A 16,512-nucleotide genomic window follows, 5' to 3' on the forward strand; every position below is an offset into this window, starting at 1 on the left:
CCGACGTCCCTCCTCTCTGATCAGTGCAACGTCAGCCCTCGTCCGGGCCACCGCTGTCCTTGTCCGCTGCCTCCGCCGGTTCGGCGTCGGCGTCGACCGTCTCGTCCTTGACCGTCTGCGCACCCGGCTGCGGCTCCGCCACGGCCACCCGCGCGGGGCGGATGGTGCGCTCGCCGATCCGATACCCCGGCTGCAGGATCGCGACGCAGGTCGTCTCGGTGACGTCCGGTGCGTAGCTGTGCATCAGGGCTTCGTGGATCGTCGGGTCGAAGGGCTCGCCCTCCTTGCCGAACTGCTGGAGGCCCAGCTTGGCGACGACGGTCTCCAGGGACTCCGCCACCGACTTGAACCCGCCGACCAGCTCGCCGTGCTCGCGGGCACGGCCGATGTCGTCGAGCGTCGGCAGGAGCTCGGAGAGGAGGTTCGCCGAGGCGATCTCCTTCACCGTCACCTTGTCGCGCTCCACCCGGCGGCGGTAGTTCTGGTACTCGGCCTGGAGCCGCTGGAGGTCCGCGGTGCGCTCGTTGAGCGCGGTGCGCACCTGGTCCAGCTGGGCGGTCAGGCCCACATCCTGCGCGGACGTCTTGCTTGCTGCGTCCCCGGCCGGGGCCGCCGGGCCCTCCTCGGTGGAGGGCTCGGCGGACTTCGGCGCGGCGTCATCAGGGGTGGCGCCGGAGGGGACGTCAGGCTTCTCGGCGTTCTCGCCGAAGCCCGGGGTCTCCTCTGTCATCAGGCGGCGCCGCCCTTCGCGTCACCGGGCTTCTCGTCGTCGACGATCTCGGCGTCCACGACGTCGTCGTCGGCCTTGGGCTGCTCGGCACCCGGGGCGGCGCCCTCGGGACCGCCCGCGGCCTGCGCGCCCTGGGCGTCGGCGTACATGGCCTGGCCCAGCTTCTGCGAGACGGCGGCGACCTTCTCGGTGGCGGTGCGGATCTCGGCCGAGTCCTCGCCCTTGAGCTTCTCCTTCAGCTCGGTGACGGCTTCCTCGACCTCGGTCTTCACGTCACCGGGGACCTTGTCCTCGTTGTCCTTGAGGAACTTCTCGGTCTGGTAGACGAGCTGCTCGCCCTGGTTGCGGGACTCGGCGGCCTCGCGGCGGGCGTGGTCCTCGTCCGCGTACTTCTCGGCCTCCTGGCGCATGCGGTCGACCTCGTCCTTCGGCAGCGAGGAGCCACCGGTGACGGTCATCTTCTGCTCCTTGCCCGTGCCGAGGTCCTTCGCGGTCACGTGCATGATGCCGTTGGCGTCGATGTCGAAGGAGACCTCGATCTGCGGGACGCCGCGCGGGGCCGGCGGCAGGCCCGTGAGCTCGAACATTCCGAGCTTCTTGTTGTACGCCGCGATCTCGCGCTCGCCCTGGTAGACCTGGATCTGCACGGACGGCTGGTTGTCCTCGGCCGTCGTGAAGATCTCGGAGCGCTTCGTCGGAATCGTGGTGTTCCGCTCGATGAGCTTGGTCATGATGCCGCCCTTGGTCTCGATGCCGAGGGACAGCGGGGTCACGTCGAGGAGCAGGACGTCCTTGACCTCACCCTTGAGGACACCGGCCTGGAGCGAGGCGCCGATGGCGACGACCTCGTCCGGGTTCACACCCTTGTTGGCGTCCTTGCCGCCGGTGAGCTCCTTGACGAGCTCGGCGACGGCGGGCATGCGGGTGGAGCCACCGACGAGAACGACGTGGTCGATCTCGGAGAGCTGGATGCCCGCGTCCTTGATGACGTTGTTGAACGGGTTCTTGCACCGCTCGAGAAGGTCGGACGTGAGCTGCTGGAACTGGGCGCGCGTGAGCTTCTCGTCCAGGTGCAGCGGGCCCTCGGCGGAGGCCGTGATGTAGGGCAGGTTGATCGTGGTCTCCGTGGAGGAGGACAGCTCGATCTTGGCCTTCTCGGCCGCCTCGCGCAGGCGCTGGAGCGCCATCTTGTCCTTGCCCAGGTCCACGCCGTGGCCGTTGTTGAACTGCTTGACCAGGTAGTCGACGACGCGCTGGTCCCAGTCGTCACCACCGAGGTGGTTGTCGCCGTTCGTGGCCTTCACCTCGACGACGCCGTCGCCGATCTCCAGGAGCGAGACGTCGAAGGTGCCGCCACCGAGGTCGAAGACCAGAATGGTCTGGTCGTCCTTGTCGAGGCCGTAGGCCAGGGCGGCGGCGGTGGGCTCGTTGACGATGCGCAGGACGTTGAGGCCCGCGATCTCACCGGCCTCCTTGGTGGCCTGGCGCTCCGAGTCGTTGAAGTACGCGGGGACGGTGATGACCGCGTCGGCCACCTTCTCGCCCAGGTACGCCTCGGCGTCGCGCTTCAGCTTCTGCAGGATGAAGGCGCTCATCTGCTGCGGGTTGAAGTGCTTGTCGTCGAGCTCGATCTTCCAGTCAGTGCCCATGTGGCGCTTGACCGAACGGATCGTCCTGTCGACGTTGGTGACCGCCTGACGCTTGGCGACCTCGCCGACGAGCACCTCGCCGTTCTTCGCGAAGGCGACGACGGACGGCGTGGTCCTGGCACCCTCGGCGTTGGTGATGACGGTGGGCTCGCCGCCTTCGAGAACGCTGACGACGGAGTTAGTCGTGCCCAGGTCGATGCCGACCGCACGTGCCATTTCGATTCCTCCAGAGGTGCATCTTGAGTGGATCTGGCTCAAGAGTGCATGAAGGCTTCGCCGGAGTCAACAGAGCTGAGTGAGGTCGACTCAACTCTTATCTTGTACTTACGCGCAACTAGGCCCCACGCCCGCGGCAGGGAACCCCTCCGCGAGGCGCGAACCGGGAAGGGTTGCCTGAGCGACGCAGATCACCGCCTGCCTGGCTACAGTGCGGCTGGGTAAGTGGGTAGTCTCAGACGGACTGCATAAGTTACCGCTTAGTAATAGTCCGCCTCGCAGGCCCGAGGAGCCCCGTAATGCAACTCGCCGCGATCATCGTGTCGCTGGTCCTAATCGCGGTCGGCGTCGCGCTGTTCGGCCGTGCCATCGTGCAGATCTACCGGTTCATGCGGCTCGGCCAGAACGTGCCCGCAGGCACGCGCACCGACCAGCCCGCCCAGCGCACGCTCACCGTGGCCAAGGAATTCCTCGGCCACACGCGCATGAACAGGTGGGGCATCGTCGGTGTCGCGCACTGGTTCGTCGCGGTGGGCTTCTTCTCGCTGCTCCTGACGATCGTCAACGCCATCGGCCAGCTCTTCCAGGCCGACTGGCTGCTGCCGATCATCGGCGAGTGGGCGCCGTACAACGTCTTCGTCGAGTTCATCGGCACCATGACGGTGCTCGGCATCCTGGCGCTGATCGTGATCCGCCAGCTGAGCCGCCCCGACAAGCCGGGCCGCAAGTCCCGCTTCGCGGGCTCCAACTTCGGCCAGGCGTACTTCGTCGAGGCCGTCATCCTCATCGTCGGCGTCTGCATCTTCATGCTGCACGCCCTTGAGGGCGCCCAGCACCACGTGGACTCCTACGAGGCGTCGTTCTTCATCTCGTACCCGGTGGTCTCGGCCCTGGACGGCCTGGACGTCGCCACGCTCCAGAACCTCACGTACTTCTTCGCGGGCCTGAAGATCGCGACCTCGTTCATCTGGATGATCACGGTCGCCCTGAAGACCGACATGGGCGTGGCCTGGCACCGCTTCCTGGCCTTCCCCAACATCTGGTTCAAGCGCGACGCCGACGGCTCCACCACCCTCGGCGAGCTCCAGCCCATGACGTCCGGCGGCAAGCCGATCGACTGGGAGGACCCGGGCGAGGACGACACCTTCGGCGTCTCCCAGGTCGAGCAGTTCTCCTGGAAGGGCCTGCTGGACTTCTCCACGTGTACGGAGTGCGGCCGCTGCCAGTCGCAGTGCCCGGCCTGGAACACCGGCAAGCCGCTCTCCCCGAAGCTGCTGATCATGTCCCTCCGGGACCACGCCCACGCGAAGGCCCCCTACTTGCTCGCCGGTGGCGGCAAGGACATGGAGGGCAACGAGAAGGCGACGCCCGAGCAGCTCGCGGACGTCCCTGCCGCCGCCCTCGCCGAGGCCGAGCGCCCCCTCATCGGCACGGCCGAAGCCGTATCTGATGGCGGCTTCGCCGCGGGCGGCGTCATCGACCCGGACGTCCTGTGGTCCTGCACCACCTGCGGCGCCTGTGTCGAGCAGTGCCCGGTCGACATCGAGCACATCGACCACATCGTCGACATGCGCCGCTACCAGGTGATGATCGAGTCCGCGTTCCCGTCCGAGGCGGGCACGATGCTCAAGAACCTGGAGAAGAAGGGCAACCCCTGGGGGCTCGCCAAGAAGCAGCGCGTGGAGTGGACCAAGGAGGTCGACTTCGAGGTCCCGATCGTCGGCAAGACGGTCGACGACCTCACCGAGGTCGACTACCTGTACTGGGTCGGCTGCGCGGGCGCCCTGGAGGACCGGGCGAAGAAGACCACCAAGGCCTTCGCGGAGCTGCTCCACATGGCGGGCGTCAAGTTCGCGATCATGGGCGGCGACGAGAAGTGCACGGGTGACTCCGCCCGCCGTCTGGGCAACGAGCCGCTGTTCCAGCAGCTCGGCCAGGAGAACGTCGCGATGCTGAACATGGCGTTCGGCGAGGACGACGAGGACGAGAGCACCAAGAAGCCCAAGTCCAAGAAGAAGATCGTCGCGACCTGCCCGCACTGCTTCAACACGATCGCCAACGAGTACCCGCAGCTGGGCGGCGACTTCGAGGTCATCCACCACACCCAGCTGCTCCAGCACCTCATCGACGAGGGCAAGCTGGTCCCGGTGACGCCCGTCGAGGGCCTCATCACCTACCACGACCCCTGCTACCTGGGCCGCCACAACAAGGTCTACACGCCCCCGCGCGAGATCATGTCGGCCGTCCCGGGCCTGCGCCAGCAGGAGATGCACCGCCACAAGGAGCGCGGCTTCTGCTGCGGCGCCGGCGGTGCGCGGATGTGGATGGAGGAGCGGATCGGCAAGCGCATCAACACGGAGCGGGTGGACGAGGCGCTCAGCCTCGACCCGGACATCGTGTCGACCGCCTGCCCGTTCTGCCTCGTCATGCTGACCGACTCGGTCAACGGCAAGAAGAACGACGGCAAGGCCAAGGAGTCCCTCCAGGTCGTCGACGTCGCCCAGCTGCTCCTCGACTCCGTCAAGACGCCGGCCGACCCGGCGGGCGACGAGGAGTCGGCGGACGCGCCGGAGCCGGAGCCGGTGAAGTAACCGTCGTACGCGACCGCCTCCAGGCCGGTCCCGTCCCTACGGGGACGGGACCGGCCTGTTCCCGTATCCGGGCCTGTCGTCGTCTGCCGTCGTCTGCCGTTCCCTGTCCTCTTCTGCCGCCTTCCGTGATGCAAACGGGACCCGGGTGTCCTTATCGCGGTGGCGGGAGGGGAGCATCATGGGCTGGTTGTTGTCTGCTGGGGTGGCCGGGGTGGGTGATGGGCATGCGGAGTGCCGGGATACGGAGTGCCGGACGCGGCGCGGGACACGGGACGACGCACGGGACGACGCACGACGCGACGAACGGCGCGACGCACAACGCGGGGTACGGAGCGAGGCGCGGCGGCATCGCGGGTACCGCGCTCGCCGTCAGCTGCGCGCTGCTCCTCGCGGGCTGCGGCGGCAGCGACAAGGACGCGTCCGGGGCCCAGGGGCACCGTCCGGTCAGCATGGCGGGCAAGGGCGCCGCGCAGCAGCCCGTACCGCGCGGCAAGGGCAGCAAGGTCGCCGACGACTTCAACGGGGACGGCGCCCGTGATCTCGTGCTCGACGACCTCGTCCACCGCGGCCAGGGCGACGACGCGGGGATCGGCATCGTCTACGGCGGCAGGTCCGGACTCGCGCCCGGCGCCCGGCAGTTGCTGAGCGCGCACGCCAACGGAGCCCGGGTGAAGGGCGAGCTGCCCGCCGCCTTCGAGTCCGAGGCCTCCTGCGACCTGGACAAGGACGGCTTCACCGATCTGCTGATCTCCACCGATCCGCCGTACAACGGCCAGGGCAGGCCCCCCGTCCCGCTGCAGATCCTGTTCGGCTCGCCCCGGGGCCTGACCGGCAAGGCCGTCCAGCTGAAGGTGCCCGCGCAGGCACGTTTCGGCAACGACTGGCCCGACCAGCCGGTGTGCGGCGACTTCGACGGGGACGGCGCCGCCGATCTGGTGCTGCACGCGAGCGCGGCCCGGCTCAGCTTCCTGCGCGGCCCGTTCACCAGGAAGGGCGCCCCGCGCGCGGCGGGTGCCCCCGTCACCGCCCCCGGCAACAACCTGGTGACCGGCGCGGCCACCGACGTCGACGGCGACGGCTACGACGACGTGCTCGTCCGCAAGGCGGCGGGCGCGACCGGCGCCGCCGCGGGCGCCCTCGTCCTCGGCGGACCGAAGGGCCCCGACGAGACCGGAGTGCTGTTCCCCGCGGGCAAGGACATCGCGTTCGGCCGCTTCGGCAAGGGCAAGGGCATGGACGCGGCGATCGCCTCGCCGTCCGGCGTCGCCCTGCGCTACGACGTGCCCGGCACCCTGCGCGGCACGCTGGAGGCCAAGGACGTGGCCGTGGACGCGGGCGACCTCGACGGGGACGGCCTGAGCGAGCTCGTCCTCAGCGGCGGGGGCAGCGGGAGCGGCGGCGGCGCGGGCGAGGTGCGGGTCTTCAGGGGACGTACGCAGGGTCTGGCGGCCAACGCCACGGCGACGGTGATTCCCTCGGCCAAGGGCACCACGCAGGTCCTGGAGGTCGCGGACTTCGACGGCGACAAGCGGGCCGATCTGGTGCTGCGGACGTATCGCGGGGACGGCGCCGACACGGTGGGCGTCTACCCGGGTGTGGCGGGCGACGTGGTCGCGCGCAAGCCGCGGGTGACGTTCTCCACGGCGGAGTTCCTCGCACTGGGCGACGACTGACGGACAACAGCGCCGAAATAGGATCAAGTCGCCTGCGCACAAGGCGACTTGATGCCCCGCCCGGTTCACCTCACGGACACCTCACCGACCCCGGCACACAACCCTTCGTACGCCTCACGAGTCACACCCCCCGAAAGCACAAGCCATACCCAAAGGCTCACACAGAGCCCACGGATGCCCTGCCCCCCACTTTCGGGAGCTCCACGTGCGCGTAAGAGACCTGGCCGTCACCGCCACCGTCGCGGCCCTCGCCGCGGCCGGCCTGACGCTGCCCCTGGCCGGTTCCGCGAGCGCCGCCTCCACCCTGAAGGACGATTTCAACGGCGACGGCTACCGCGACCTCGCGGTCGGTACGCCCGGCGCCAACTCCGTGACGGTGACGTACGGTTCGGCCGCCGGGGTCTCCGCGTCCCGCGCGGTCACGATCACCCAGGAGACCCCGGGCGTGCCCGGTGTCACCGAGCCCGAGGACGAGTTCGGCGAGAACGTCACCACCGGTGACGTGAACGAGGACGGGTACGCCGATCTGATCGTCGGCGCCCCCGGCGAGCGGGTCGAGGGCAAGCCCTCCGGCTCCGTCACCGTGGTCGAGGGCGGCAGGAACGGCTTCACGGGCGGCAGTTACGTCGTCCACGCGCCGGCCGACACCGCGGGCCGCTTCGGCGAGGCCACCGCGTGGACCGACCTCGACTACGACGGTTCGCCCCAGCTCGCCGTGATCAGCGGCGACAACTGGTGGTTCTACAGCGGCACCGGGGAGAACGACCAGCACCCCATCGGCCTGGAGTTCGACTTCCTGCCCGAGGGCGTCCGCCTCGACGGCATGATCGCCGACAACTTCCTGTACACGCACGGCGTCGGCTTCGTCCTGTTCGGCGAGCGCGCGGACGGCGGCGCCTACACCGCGCACATGAACGGCGGCGCGGGCGACTACGGCTACGGGGCCGAGGTCATAGCCGAGGGCGACGACCCGACGGCCACCCGCGACGCGGCGACCGCCGGTGACGTCGACGGCGACGGATACGCCGATCTGATCACCGGCAACTCCCGTGCGGGGAAGGGCGGTTCGATCACCGTCCGGCGCGGCGGCGCCGACGCGTTCGGCGCCCCGGTGACGTACGACCAGAGCAGCGCGGGCGTCCCCGGCGCCGACGAGAACGGCGACGCGTTCGGCGCCGCGGTCGCCGCGGGCGACGTGACCGGCGACGGTCTCGCGGACCTCGCGGTCGGCGCGCCCGGCGAGGCCGTGGGCACGGTCGCGGGCACCGGCAGCGTCACCTTCCTCAAGTCCAGTGCGGGCGCCTTCACTTCGGGTCAGGCCTGGCACCAGGAGACCGCGGGCGTGCCCGGCGTCGCCGAGGAGGGCGACCGCTTCGGGGCGTCCGTGCGCCTGAAGGACATCAACAAGAACGGCAGGGCCGACCTGTCCACCGGAGCCACCGGCGAGGCCATCGGCGCCACCCCGGGCGTGGGCGCCGTGTGGGTGCTCCGGGGGGCGCCGACCGGACTGACGGCGTCGTACGCGGCGTCCTTCAACGGCACGGACTTCGGCATCGACGGCGCGGGCGCGGGCTTCGGCCACACCGTCCGCTGACCCCGCCCGGCCCCGCCCGATTCCACCGACACCCCTTACTGATAAGCGAGTTGGAGACCTTTCCATGGCTGCACACCTGCGCAATCCCACGCGGAACAAGCTCATCGCCGCGGGCGCGCTCTGCGCCGCGACCGCGCTCGGCTTCACCGGCCTGGCGGCGGGCGGCGCGTCCGCCGCCGCGCCCGTGAAGGTCCGCGCCGACTACAACGGCGACGGCTACGCGGACCTCGCCGTCGGCGTGCCCAACGGCACCGTGGACGGCAAGGCGAAGGCCGGCTACGTCAACGTCGTCTGGGGCGGCGCGGACGGCATCGGCAAGCACGGCTCGACCACCGTCAGCCAGGGCACCACCGGGGTGCCCGGCACCGTCGAGGCGGGCGACCGGTTCGGCACCGCCGTCGCCTCGGACGACATGAACGGCGACGGCTACGCCGACCTCGTCGTCGGCACGCCCCACGAGGCCAACGACGCCGGACTCGGCGCGGGCACCGTCGCCGTCGTCTGGGGCGCGGCGAGCGGCTTCAAGGGCGGCTTCACCGCGGCCAACGGCGAGATCGACGACGCCTCGTACGGCGCCCTCGTCGCCACCGGCGACTTCGACAAGGACGGCGACAACGACATCGCCTTCAACTCCCACTTCGACGAGTCCAGTTCGGTGGTGGTCCGCAAGGGACCGTTCACCGCGGGCTCGTCCGCCAAGGTCGAGCGGGTCGAGGGCTGGCACTTCGCCGGTCCCGTCGCGCTCACCGCGGGCGACTTCGACGGCGACGGCGGCGACGACCTCGCCTTCTCGTACGACGGCATGGAGATCAGCGGCACGCAGGTCATGAACCGCGCGTCGGGCACCTGGAAGGAGACGTGGTCGACGGCGGACAGCACCGACGACGAGCTGGTCACCGGCGACTTCGACGGCGACGGCACCGCCGACCTGGCCGTCGGCAACGTGCAGCCCAACCCCGAGGTCGAGGAGACCGCCTGCGCGGACCGCCTCGGCGGCGCGCTCCTCACCGTCTACGGCAAGAAGGGCACCACCCTCGGCGGCGGCAGCTCCTGCACCACGCAGAACTCCGACCAGGTCGGCGGCACCGCGGAGGCCGAGGACAACTTCGGCGCGCACCTCGCCGTGGGCGACCTCGACGAGAACGGCGCCGACGAGCTGCTCGTCGGCGCGGACCACGAGGCCGTCGGCACCGCCAAGAACGCGGGCACCTACTGGGTGCTCACCTCGACGGGCACGGCGAAGCCGTTCACCGGACCGGCGTTCAGCCAGAACTCCGCGGGCGTGGCGGGCACGGCGGAGGCCGACGACCGCCTCGGCGCGGCGGCCGCCACCGGCGACTACAACGGCGACGGCCGCCCGGACATCGCGGTCGGCGCGCCCGGCGAGGACGCGAGGAAGGGCGGCGTCTGGTACGGCGCGACGCCCGAGGAGGGCCCGAACCCGCCGGTCACCTCGGTGACCCCGGGCAAGCTCGGCCTCTCCGGGGCGCAGGAGTACGGCTCCGTCCTGGGTCAGTAGGACGCTCACACCGGCACCGGTACGGAAGGTTCGACGGAACGTCCATCCGTACCGGTGCCGGCGCACATCAGCGGCTTCGCCGGGTTCGTCCGCAAACGCCAGGCGGGCCGGATTACCCGCACCGCCCCGTACAACCCTTGCTCCCCGCCGGGGGTCTCCTCTTCGCCGACCACGGCGTGACGCCAGGGCCAACGCCCGGTGAACTCACCCGTCCCGGCGCCCCATTGACTGTGGATGCCCGCCAGGCATCCCCGCATGCCGCAGGAGAACCGCATGGCCAAGCACAAGCGCACCGCCACCAGCTCCAGACGGACCCGCCTCGCCGCGGCGACGGCCACCGCCGCCGCGCTGACCGGCGGACTTCTCGGGCTCACCGCGACCACCGCGGGCGCCGCCGAGCCGCCGGCCGCCACGCGGGCGGACGACGCGGACTTCAACGGCGACGGCGCGGCCGACCTCGCCACCTCGGCCCCGCTGGCCTCCGTGAGCGGCCAGAGCCAGGCGGGCCAGGTCACCGTCACGTACGGCGGCACCACGCGGCACCACGTCACGTACAGCCAGAACAGCCCCGGCGTGCCCGGCACCGCCGAGAAGGGCGACCGGTTCGGCGGCGACACGGCGTACGGCGACTTCGACCGCGACGGGTACGACGACCTCGTGGTCGCGGCCACCGGTGAGGACGTCGGCAGCGACGTCGACGGCGGCACCGTGCAGGTCCTGTGGGGCTCCAAGAACGGCCTGACCGGCGGCAGCACGCTCAAGGACCCGCGCCCCACCAAGCACGACCTCTTCGGCGGCCCCCTCCAGGCGGGCGACTTCGACGGCGACGGCAAGGACGACCTGGCCGTCGGGTCGAGCTCGGGCGCGGCCACCATCGACATGTTCAAGGGCGGCGTCACCCGCGCCGGCGCCACCGGCGGCCACTACACCGTCCTGCCGCCCATCACGAGCGCGCCCGGCGAGGGCCCGTTCAACCTGCACTCCGGCGACGTCAACGGCGACGGCAAGGACGACCTGATCGTCAACGGCTTCTCCACGGGCGACGGTTACAACGCCAACCTCTGGCTGCCCGGCAGCGCGAACGGCGTCACCACCCGGGGCGTGCAGCGGCTGCCCGGCGGTCACATCACCGACGTCGGCGACACCGACAGCGACGGCCACGACGACGTGATCATCGGCCTCACCTGGGACGAAGGCATCTCGGGCGCGCACAAGGGCGGCACGGTCTACGTCGTCAAGGGCAACGCCAACGGCCCGTACGGCAGCACCCAGGTCATCACCCAGGACACCGAGGGCGTGCCCGGCGGCGGCGAGAACGGCGACGCGTTCGGCGCGGAGCTCGACCTCGGCGACATCGACGGCGACGGCCACCTCGACCTGGTCGTCGGCACGCCCGGCGAGGACCTGAACGGCGTCACCGACGCGGGCGCGGTCACCGTCGTCTACGGCGCGGCCGACGGCTCGGGCCTGGACGCGGCCAACTCCGTGATGCTCAGCCAGAACAGCCCCGGCGTCCCCAACTCCGACGAGAAGAGCGACGTCTTCGGCTCGGACGTCCACATCGACGACCTGAACGACGACGGCCGCGGGGACATCGCCGTCGGCGCGTCCGGCGAGAACGCGGGCAACGGCGCGGTGTACGTCCTGGACTCCCTCGCCAACGGCACGCTCTCCGGCTCGGCGGGCATCTACACGTCGACGGTCGGCATCTCCGGCACGGGCACGCCGCGCTTCGGCGCGAACTTCGCCGACTGACGCTTCCGGTCGTCGCCGACCGGCCCTCGCTGTCGTCGCCGACCGACGACCCCCACCGTCACCGTGACCGTCACCGACCACCCCGCCAAGGCGCGGCCACTCACCCCCATGAGGCCCCGCCCTCCCGGCGCGGGCCCGCAACCCCCGATGCGGGCCCGCGCGCATCCCGCCGTACACCCCCCCAAGTCCCCTAGCCCATCGCCGAGTTGGAGTCCCCATGCGTCCACGCACCCTCGCCATCGCCGCGGCCACCGCGCTGGCCGCCGGCGGTCTCGCCCTGCCCCTTGCGGCCACCACGGCCACCGCCTCCGAGCCCACCGAACCCCCGCCGCTGACCAGCGACTTCAACGGTGACGGCTATGCCGACCTCGCCGTCGGCGTGCCCAGCGGCACCGTCGACGGGAAGGCGCGGGCCGGCTACGTCAACGTCGTCTTCGGCGGCGAGTACGGACCGGGACCGCACGGCGTGCGGCGGATCACGCAGGCCACCGTCGAGATTCCGGGCACCCCGGAGGCCGACGACCGCTTCGGTGGCGCGGTCACCAGCGCGTACGTGAACGGCGACCGGTACGCCGACCTCGTCATCGGCGCACCCGGCGAGGACATCGACGCCAAGAAGGACGCCGGTTCCGTCACCGTGCTCTACGGCACCGGCGACGGCTTCGCCACCGCCAACACCGCGGCCCGGGGCGCGAAGACCGGCGACGCGTACGGAAACGCCCTGATCGCCGCGGACCTCACCGGCGACAAGAAGACCGACCTCGCCATCGGCGGCAAGGACCAGGTCGTCTACAACGCCGCGCCGGGCGCCGCGAAGACCGGCACCGTGATGACCGACCGCATGGGCGGCCGCGCCCCCGTCATGTCGACCGGCGACTTCGACGGCAACGGCATCCCCGAGCTCGCCGTCGCCGTGGAGATCAAGGAGGAGTCGTACATCCGCTCCCACGTGCTCCTCTACCGCTACGACAAGGACGACGACTTCGACGGCGACTTCGGCCTCACCTGGGCCACCTCCAACGCCGCCGCCAGGGCGCTGGCCACCGGCGACTTCAACGGTGACGGCCACGACGACCTGGCCCTCGGCAACTGCCGCGAGGTCGCCGACGAGAACATCGACGACCCGTGCGGCCCCGAGGAGCTCGCCAAGGGCGGCGGCATCCACATCCACTACGGCGACGGCGACGGCCTCGTCTGGAAGGGCCAGACCCTCAACCAGGACACCCCCGGCGTGCCCGGCGCCGCCGAGCAGGGCGACGACTTCGGCAACTCGCTCGTAGCGGCCGACTTCGACGGCGACGGCACGGACGACCTGGTCGCCGGCGCCCCCGGCGAGGCCGTCGGCAGTACGACGGGCGCGGGCAGCGTCACCGTCCTGAAGGGCGGCCCCAAGGGCATCCTGGACGCGGCGGGCGCCGCGCGGGCCACCACGTACCACCAGAACTCCCCCGGCGTTCTGGGCGTAGCTCAGAAGGATGACGCCTTCGGCACCGCGCTCACCATCGGCGACCACGACGGGGACGGACGCCCCGACATCTCGGTGGGCGCGCCCGGCGAGGACGCGTCGACGGGCGGCGTCTGGGACCTGCCGAACGGCGCCCCCGGCGGCACGGTGATCAACCCCAACACCCTTGGTCAGCCCGCCTCTTCGGACCCGACGAGGTTCGGAGCGGTGCTCGGCCGCTGAGCCGCGCCGCGCCCGCGGCGAGCGCCCCCGCGCCGCGGCCGTCCTGTGGCAAACCCCTCAGGGTTCCCTTAGGGGTTGTCACAGGTCGGCCGCAAACCCGCTCTCCTCCCGAGGAGGGACGACCCGACCCCCGAAGACCAGGTACGTTCGATTCGTGGCTGGATTCAGGATCGGACGCGGCCGGGACAACCGCACCCCGCAAGCGCGACCGCAACAACCGCGGCAGCAGTCGTACGGACAGCAGGCCCCCCAGGGGCAGCAGCAGCCGTACGGCTATCCACCCGTGCCCCCGAACCCGCAGCAGCACGGCGGGGGCGGACCCCAGTACGGCGGCAGGCCGCAGTACGGGAACGGCCCGCAGTACGGCGGTGGCGGTGGCGGCCAGCAGTGGCCGCAGCCCGCGGGCGGACACGGCGGCCAGGGCGGACACGGCGGTGGCGCCCACGGCGAGCCGGAGTACTTCGGCGGCCCCGACGGCCACGGCCAGGGCCAGGGCGGCTTCGACCCCTACGCGGCGAACAACCCCGGCAGCACCCAGGCCTTCTCCATCGGCGAGGACCCCTACAACCAGGGCGACACCTACCGCGCGGGCCAGGCCGCGGCCCCGCCCGTGGGCCCGCGGCTGCACTGGAAGGACCTGCTGCGCGGCATCGTCGTCAACCCCGGTCCGACGTTCCTGCGGATGCGCGACTACGCGATGTGGGCCCCGGCGATCGTCGTCACGTTCCTCTACGGCATGCTCGCGATCTTCGGCTTCGACGCGGCCCGCAAGGACGCGATCAACGCCACGATCTCGACGGCGGTCCCTTACGTCCTCACCACGGGCGTCGCGATCACCATCAGCACGTTCATCCTCGGCGTGGTCACCCACTCCCTGGCCCGCCAGCTCGGCGGCGACGGCGCCTGGCAGCCGACGGTCGGCCTCTCCATGCTGATCATGTCGCTCACGGACGCGCCCCGCGTGATCGTCGCGATGTTCTTCGGCGGCGGCGAGACCTTCGTCCAGCTGCTCGGCTGGGCGACCTGGCTGGCGGCGGGCGCGCTGCTCACCACGATGGTGAGCAAGTCGCACGACCTGCCGTGGCCGAGGGCGCTCGGCGCGGCGTCGATCCAGCTCCTGGCGATCCTGGCGATCATCAAGCTGGGCACGTTCTAGAGATACTTCCAGGAGTACGGGAAAGGGCCCGGCGGACTACGTCCGCCGGGCCCTTTCCTTTGCGGCCTCAGGCGTCGAGGACCTGTCCGTCCCGCCGCACGACGGGCGGCTCGACGCTCCACGGGAAGTTGATCCACTCGTCCGTGCGCTTCCACACGTACTCGCACTTCACGAGGCTGTGCGACTTCTCGTAGATGACCGCGCTACGCACCTCGGCGACGTGGTCGAGGCAGAAGTCGTGGACGAGCTTCAGCGTCTTGCCGGTGTCGGCGACGTCATCGGCGATCAGGACCTTCTTGTCCGTGAAGTCGATGACGTTCGGGACGGGCGCGAGCATGACGGGCATTTCGAGCGTGGTGCCCACGCCCGTGTAGAACTCCACGTTCACCAGGTGGATGTTCTTGCAGTCGAGTGCGTACGCGAGCCCGCCCGCGACGAAGACGCCACCGCGGGCGATGGAGATGATCACGTCGGGCTGATACCCGTCGTCGGCGACGGCCTGCGCGAGCTCGCGCACCGCGTGGCCGAACTTCTCGTACGTAAGGTTCTCGCGCACGTCACTCATGCTGGATGTCACACCTGTGTCCGATGGAAATTGAGGAAGGACCGGGAGGCGGTCGGCCCGCGCTGGCCCTGATAACGGGACCCGTACCGCTCCGACCCGTAGGGGGCCTCGGCGGGCGAGGTCAGCCGGAACATGCAGAGCTGCCCGATCTTCATCCCCGGCCAGAGCTTGATCGGCAGGGTCGCGAGGTTCGACAGTTCGAGCGTCACGTGCCCGCTGAACCCCGGGTCGATGAACCCGGCGGTGGAGTGCGTGACGAGCCCGAGCCGGCCGAGGCTCGACTTGCCTTCGAGCCGGCTGGCCAGGTCGTCCGGCAGGCTGATGACCTCGTACGTCGAGGCGAGCACGAACTCCCCGGGGTGCAGGATGAACGGCTCGTCGCCCTCGGGCTCCACGAGCCGCGTCAGGTCGGCCTGCTCGACGGAGGGGTCGATGTGGGGGTAGCGGTGGTTCTCGAACACCCGGAAGTAGCGGTCCAGCCGCACGTCGATGCTCGAGGGCTGCACCATGGATTCGTCGTACGGGTCGATCCGCACCCGTCCGGAGTCGATCTCGGCCCGGATGTCCTTGTCTGAGAGAAGCACGCACCGAGGATACGCAGAGCGCGCGGGCCCTCCCCAATCGGACGGGACCCGCGCGCCTCGGTTACGAGCGCTCCGCGCTGTGTCTGTGCGACGCCCGCGCGGGCTACCGCCTCTGCATGGTCACCGGCACGGCGTGCCGGAGCCTGGCACACCGAGGACAGCGGATGAGCCGGCCGGGACCGAGCCGGTCGGCCTGCTGCATCGGGAACGAAGCGGTGCTGAACACGTGCCCTTCGGCACAACGGACGACGGTGCGCTCCATCAAGTCCTCGAGTCCCTTCCCCAAAGCCGTGGTTGAGCCCGTGCCGACCGTCCGGGCATACCCCCGGACCCGTCTCCGAGCCGACGAACGAAAGGCCACATTACGGTATGAAAGGGACGCCTCTCCAGGCGGCACGACCACAATCCACGGTACGCCCCAACTCCCTCACCCCACGCGGCGCGTCCACCTCACGGACAGTGCCCACGCGACACCCGAACGGCGTCCCCGCCCCCCTGCCGCCAGCACGCCGGGACAGCGCTCGGGCCCCACGGCGAGAGCGCCCGGGGCCCGGTATGAGGTACAGTGTGCGACGTTACGACACCGCTTCTGGCGGGGTCTTTCGCGGGTGTAGTTTAGTGGTAGAACATCAGCTTCCCAAGCTGAGAGTGCGAGTTCGATTCTCGTCACCCGCTCCATATGAAACCCCCAGGTCGTTGACCCGGGGGTTCTTTGTTGCCCGCGCCGACGGGCAGTCGCCTCCGGGGTCGTGCCACACACGTGCCACTCCGCGGCGAGGTCACCCCCGCATCA

General features: G+C 70.6%; 11 protein-coding genes and 1 tRNA gene. 8 read left to right on the plus strand and 4 right to left on the minus strand.

All coding sequences use genetic code 11. The annotated features are described in order from the left end of the window. Positions 1-31 precede the first annotated feature (31 nt). Both grpE and dnaK read right to left on the minus strand, forming a co-directional pair. A complete protein-coding gene (gene grpE / locus ACIO9J_RS26230; RefSeq protein ID WP_402004321.1) occupies positions 32-730 on the minus strand; it encodes a nucleotide exchange factor GrpE in 699 nt (232 codons plus the stop codon). After that, positions 730-2,595: a molecular chaperone DnaK gene (gene dnaK, locus ACIO9J_RS26235; protein ID WP_402004324.1), complete on the minus strand. Its 1,866-nt coding sequence runs from the start codon at positions 2,593-2,595 to the stop codon at positions 730-732. The genes grpE and dnaK overlap by 1 nt, the downstream gene beginning before the upstream one ends. 299 nt (positions 2,596-2,894) lie before the next feature. Here dnaK and ACIO9J_RS26240 point away from each other — a divergent pair, with 299 nt between their 5' ends. From ACIO9J_RS26240 to ACIO9J_RS26270, 7 genes are all read left to right on the plus strand, one after another. Further along, a complete protein-coding gene (locus ACIO9J_RS26240; RefSeq protein WP_402004326.1) occupies positions 2,895-5,186 on the plus strand; it encodes a (Fe-S)-binding protein in 2,292 nt (763 codons plus the stop codon). A gap of 224 nt (positions 5,187-5,410) precedes the next feature. Beyond that, on the plus strand, positions 5,411-6,859 hold the full coding sequence (locus ACIO9J_RS26245; protein ID WP_402004329.1) for an FG-GAP repeat domain-containing protein: 1,449 nt from the start codon (positions 5,411-5,413) through the stop codon (positions 6,857-6,859). Between the two features lie 205 nt (positions 6,860-7,064). Then, entirely contained in the window at positions 7,065-8,453 is a 1,389-nt protein-coding gene (locus ACIO9J_RS26250) for an FG-GAP repeat protein (RefSeq protein ID WP_402004332.1), read from the plus strand. Positions 8,454-8,517: 64 nt separating this feature from the next. Then, complete coding sequence (locus tag ACIO9J_RS26255) at positions 8,518-9,972, plus strand: FG-GAP repeat protein (RefSeq protein WP_402004335.1); 1,455 nt, start codon at positions 8,518-8,520, stop codon at positions 9,970-9,972. Between the two features lie 273 nt (positions 9,973-10,245). After that, the gene (locus tag ACIO9J_RS26260; RefSeq protein ID WP_402004337.1) at positions 10,246-11,727 is read left to right on the plus strand and encodes an FG-GAP repeat protein; all 1,482 of its coding nucleotides are present in this window, start codon (positions 10,246-10,248) and stop codon (positions 11,725-11,727) included. 217 nt (positions 11,728-11,944) lie between these two features. Next, positions 11,945-13,414, plus strand: a complete 1,470-nt coding sequence (locus ACIO9J_RS26265) for an FG-GAP repeat protein (RefSeq protein ID WP_402004340.1) — start codon at positions 11,945-11,947, stop codon at positions 13,412-13,414. A gap of 154 nt (positions 13,415-13,568) precedes the next feature. Continuing rightward, a complete protein-coding gene (locus ACIO9J_RS26270; RefSeq protein ID WP_402004342.1) occupies positions 13,569-14,570 on the plus strand; it encodes a Yip1 family protein in 1,002 nt (333 codons plus the stop codon). A 67-nt stretch (positions 14,571-14,637) separates the two neighbouring features. Here the strand turns inward: ACIO9J_RS26270 and ACIO9J_RS26275 are convergent, their stop codons facing one another. Beyond that, positions 14,638-15,135 (minus strand): phosphoribosyltransferase, encoded by a 498-nt coding sequence (locus tag ACIO9J_RS26275; protein ID WP_402004345.1) that lies wholly within the window; start codon positions 15,133-15,135, stop codon positions 14,638-14,640. 8 nt (positions 15,136-15,143) lie between these two features. Further along, the gene (gene dcd, locus ACIO9J_RS26280) at positions 15,144-15,719 is read right to left on the minus strand and encodes a dCTP deaminase (RefSeq protein WP_055565996.1); all 576 of its coding nucleotides are present in this window, start codon (positions 15,717-15,719) and stop codon (positions 15,144-15,146) included. A gap of 604 nt (positions 15,720-16,323) precedes the next feature. On the opposite strand from dcd, the gene ACIO9J_RS26285 reads away from it, so the two are divergent. Next, a tRNA-Gly gene (locus ACIO9J_RS26285) sits at positions 16,324-16,397 on the plus strand. Positions 16,398-16,512: the final 115 nt, after the last annotated feature.

This window comes from Streptomyces sp. NPDC087300 (assembly GCF_044744425.1).
Taxonomy (GTDB): domain Bacteria; phylum Actinomycetota; class Actinomycetes; order Streptomycetales; family Streptomycetaceae; genus Streptomyces.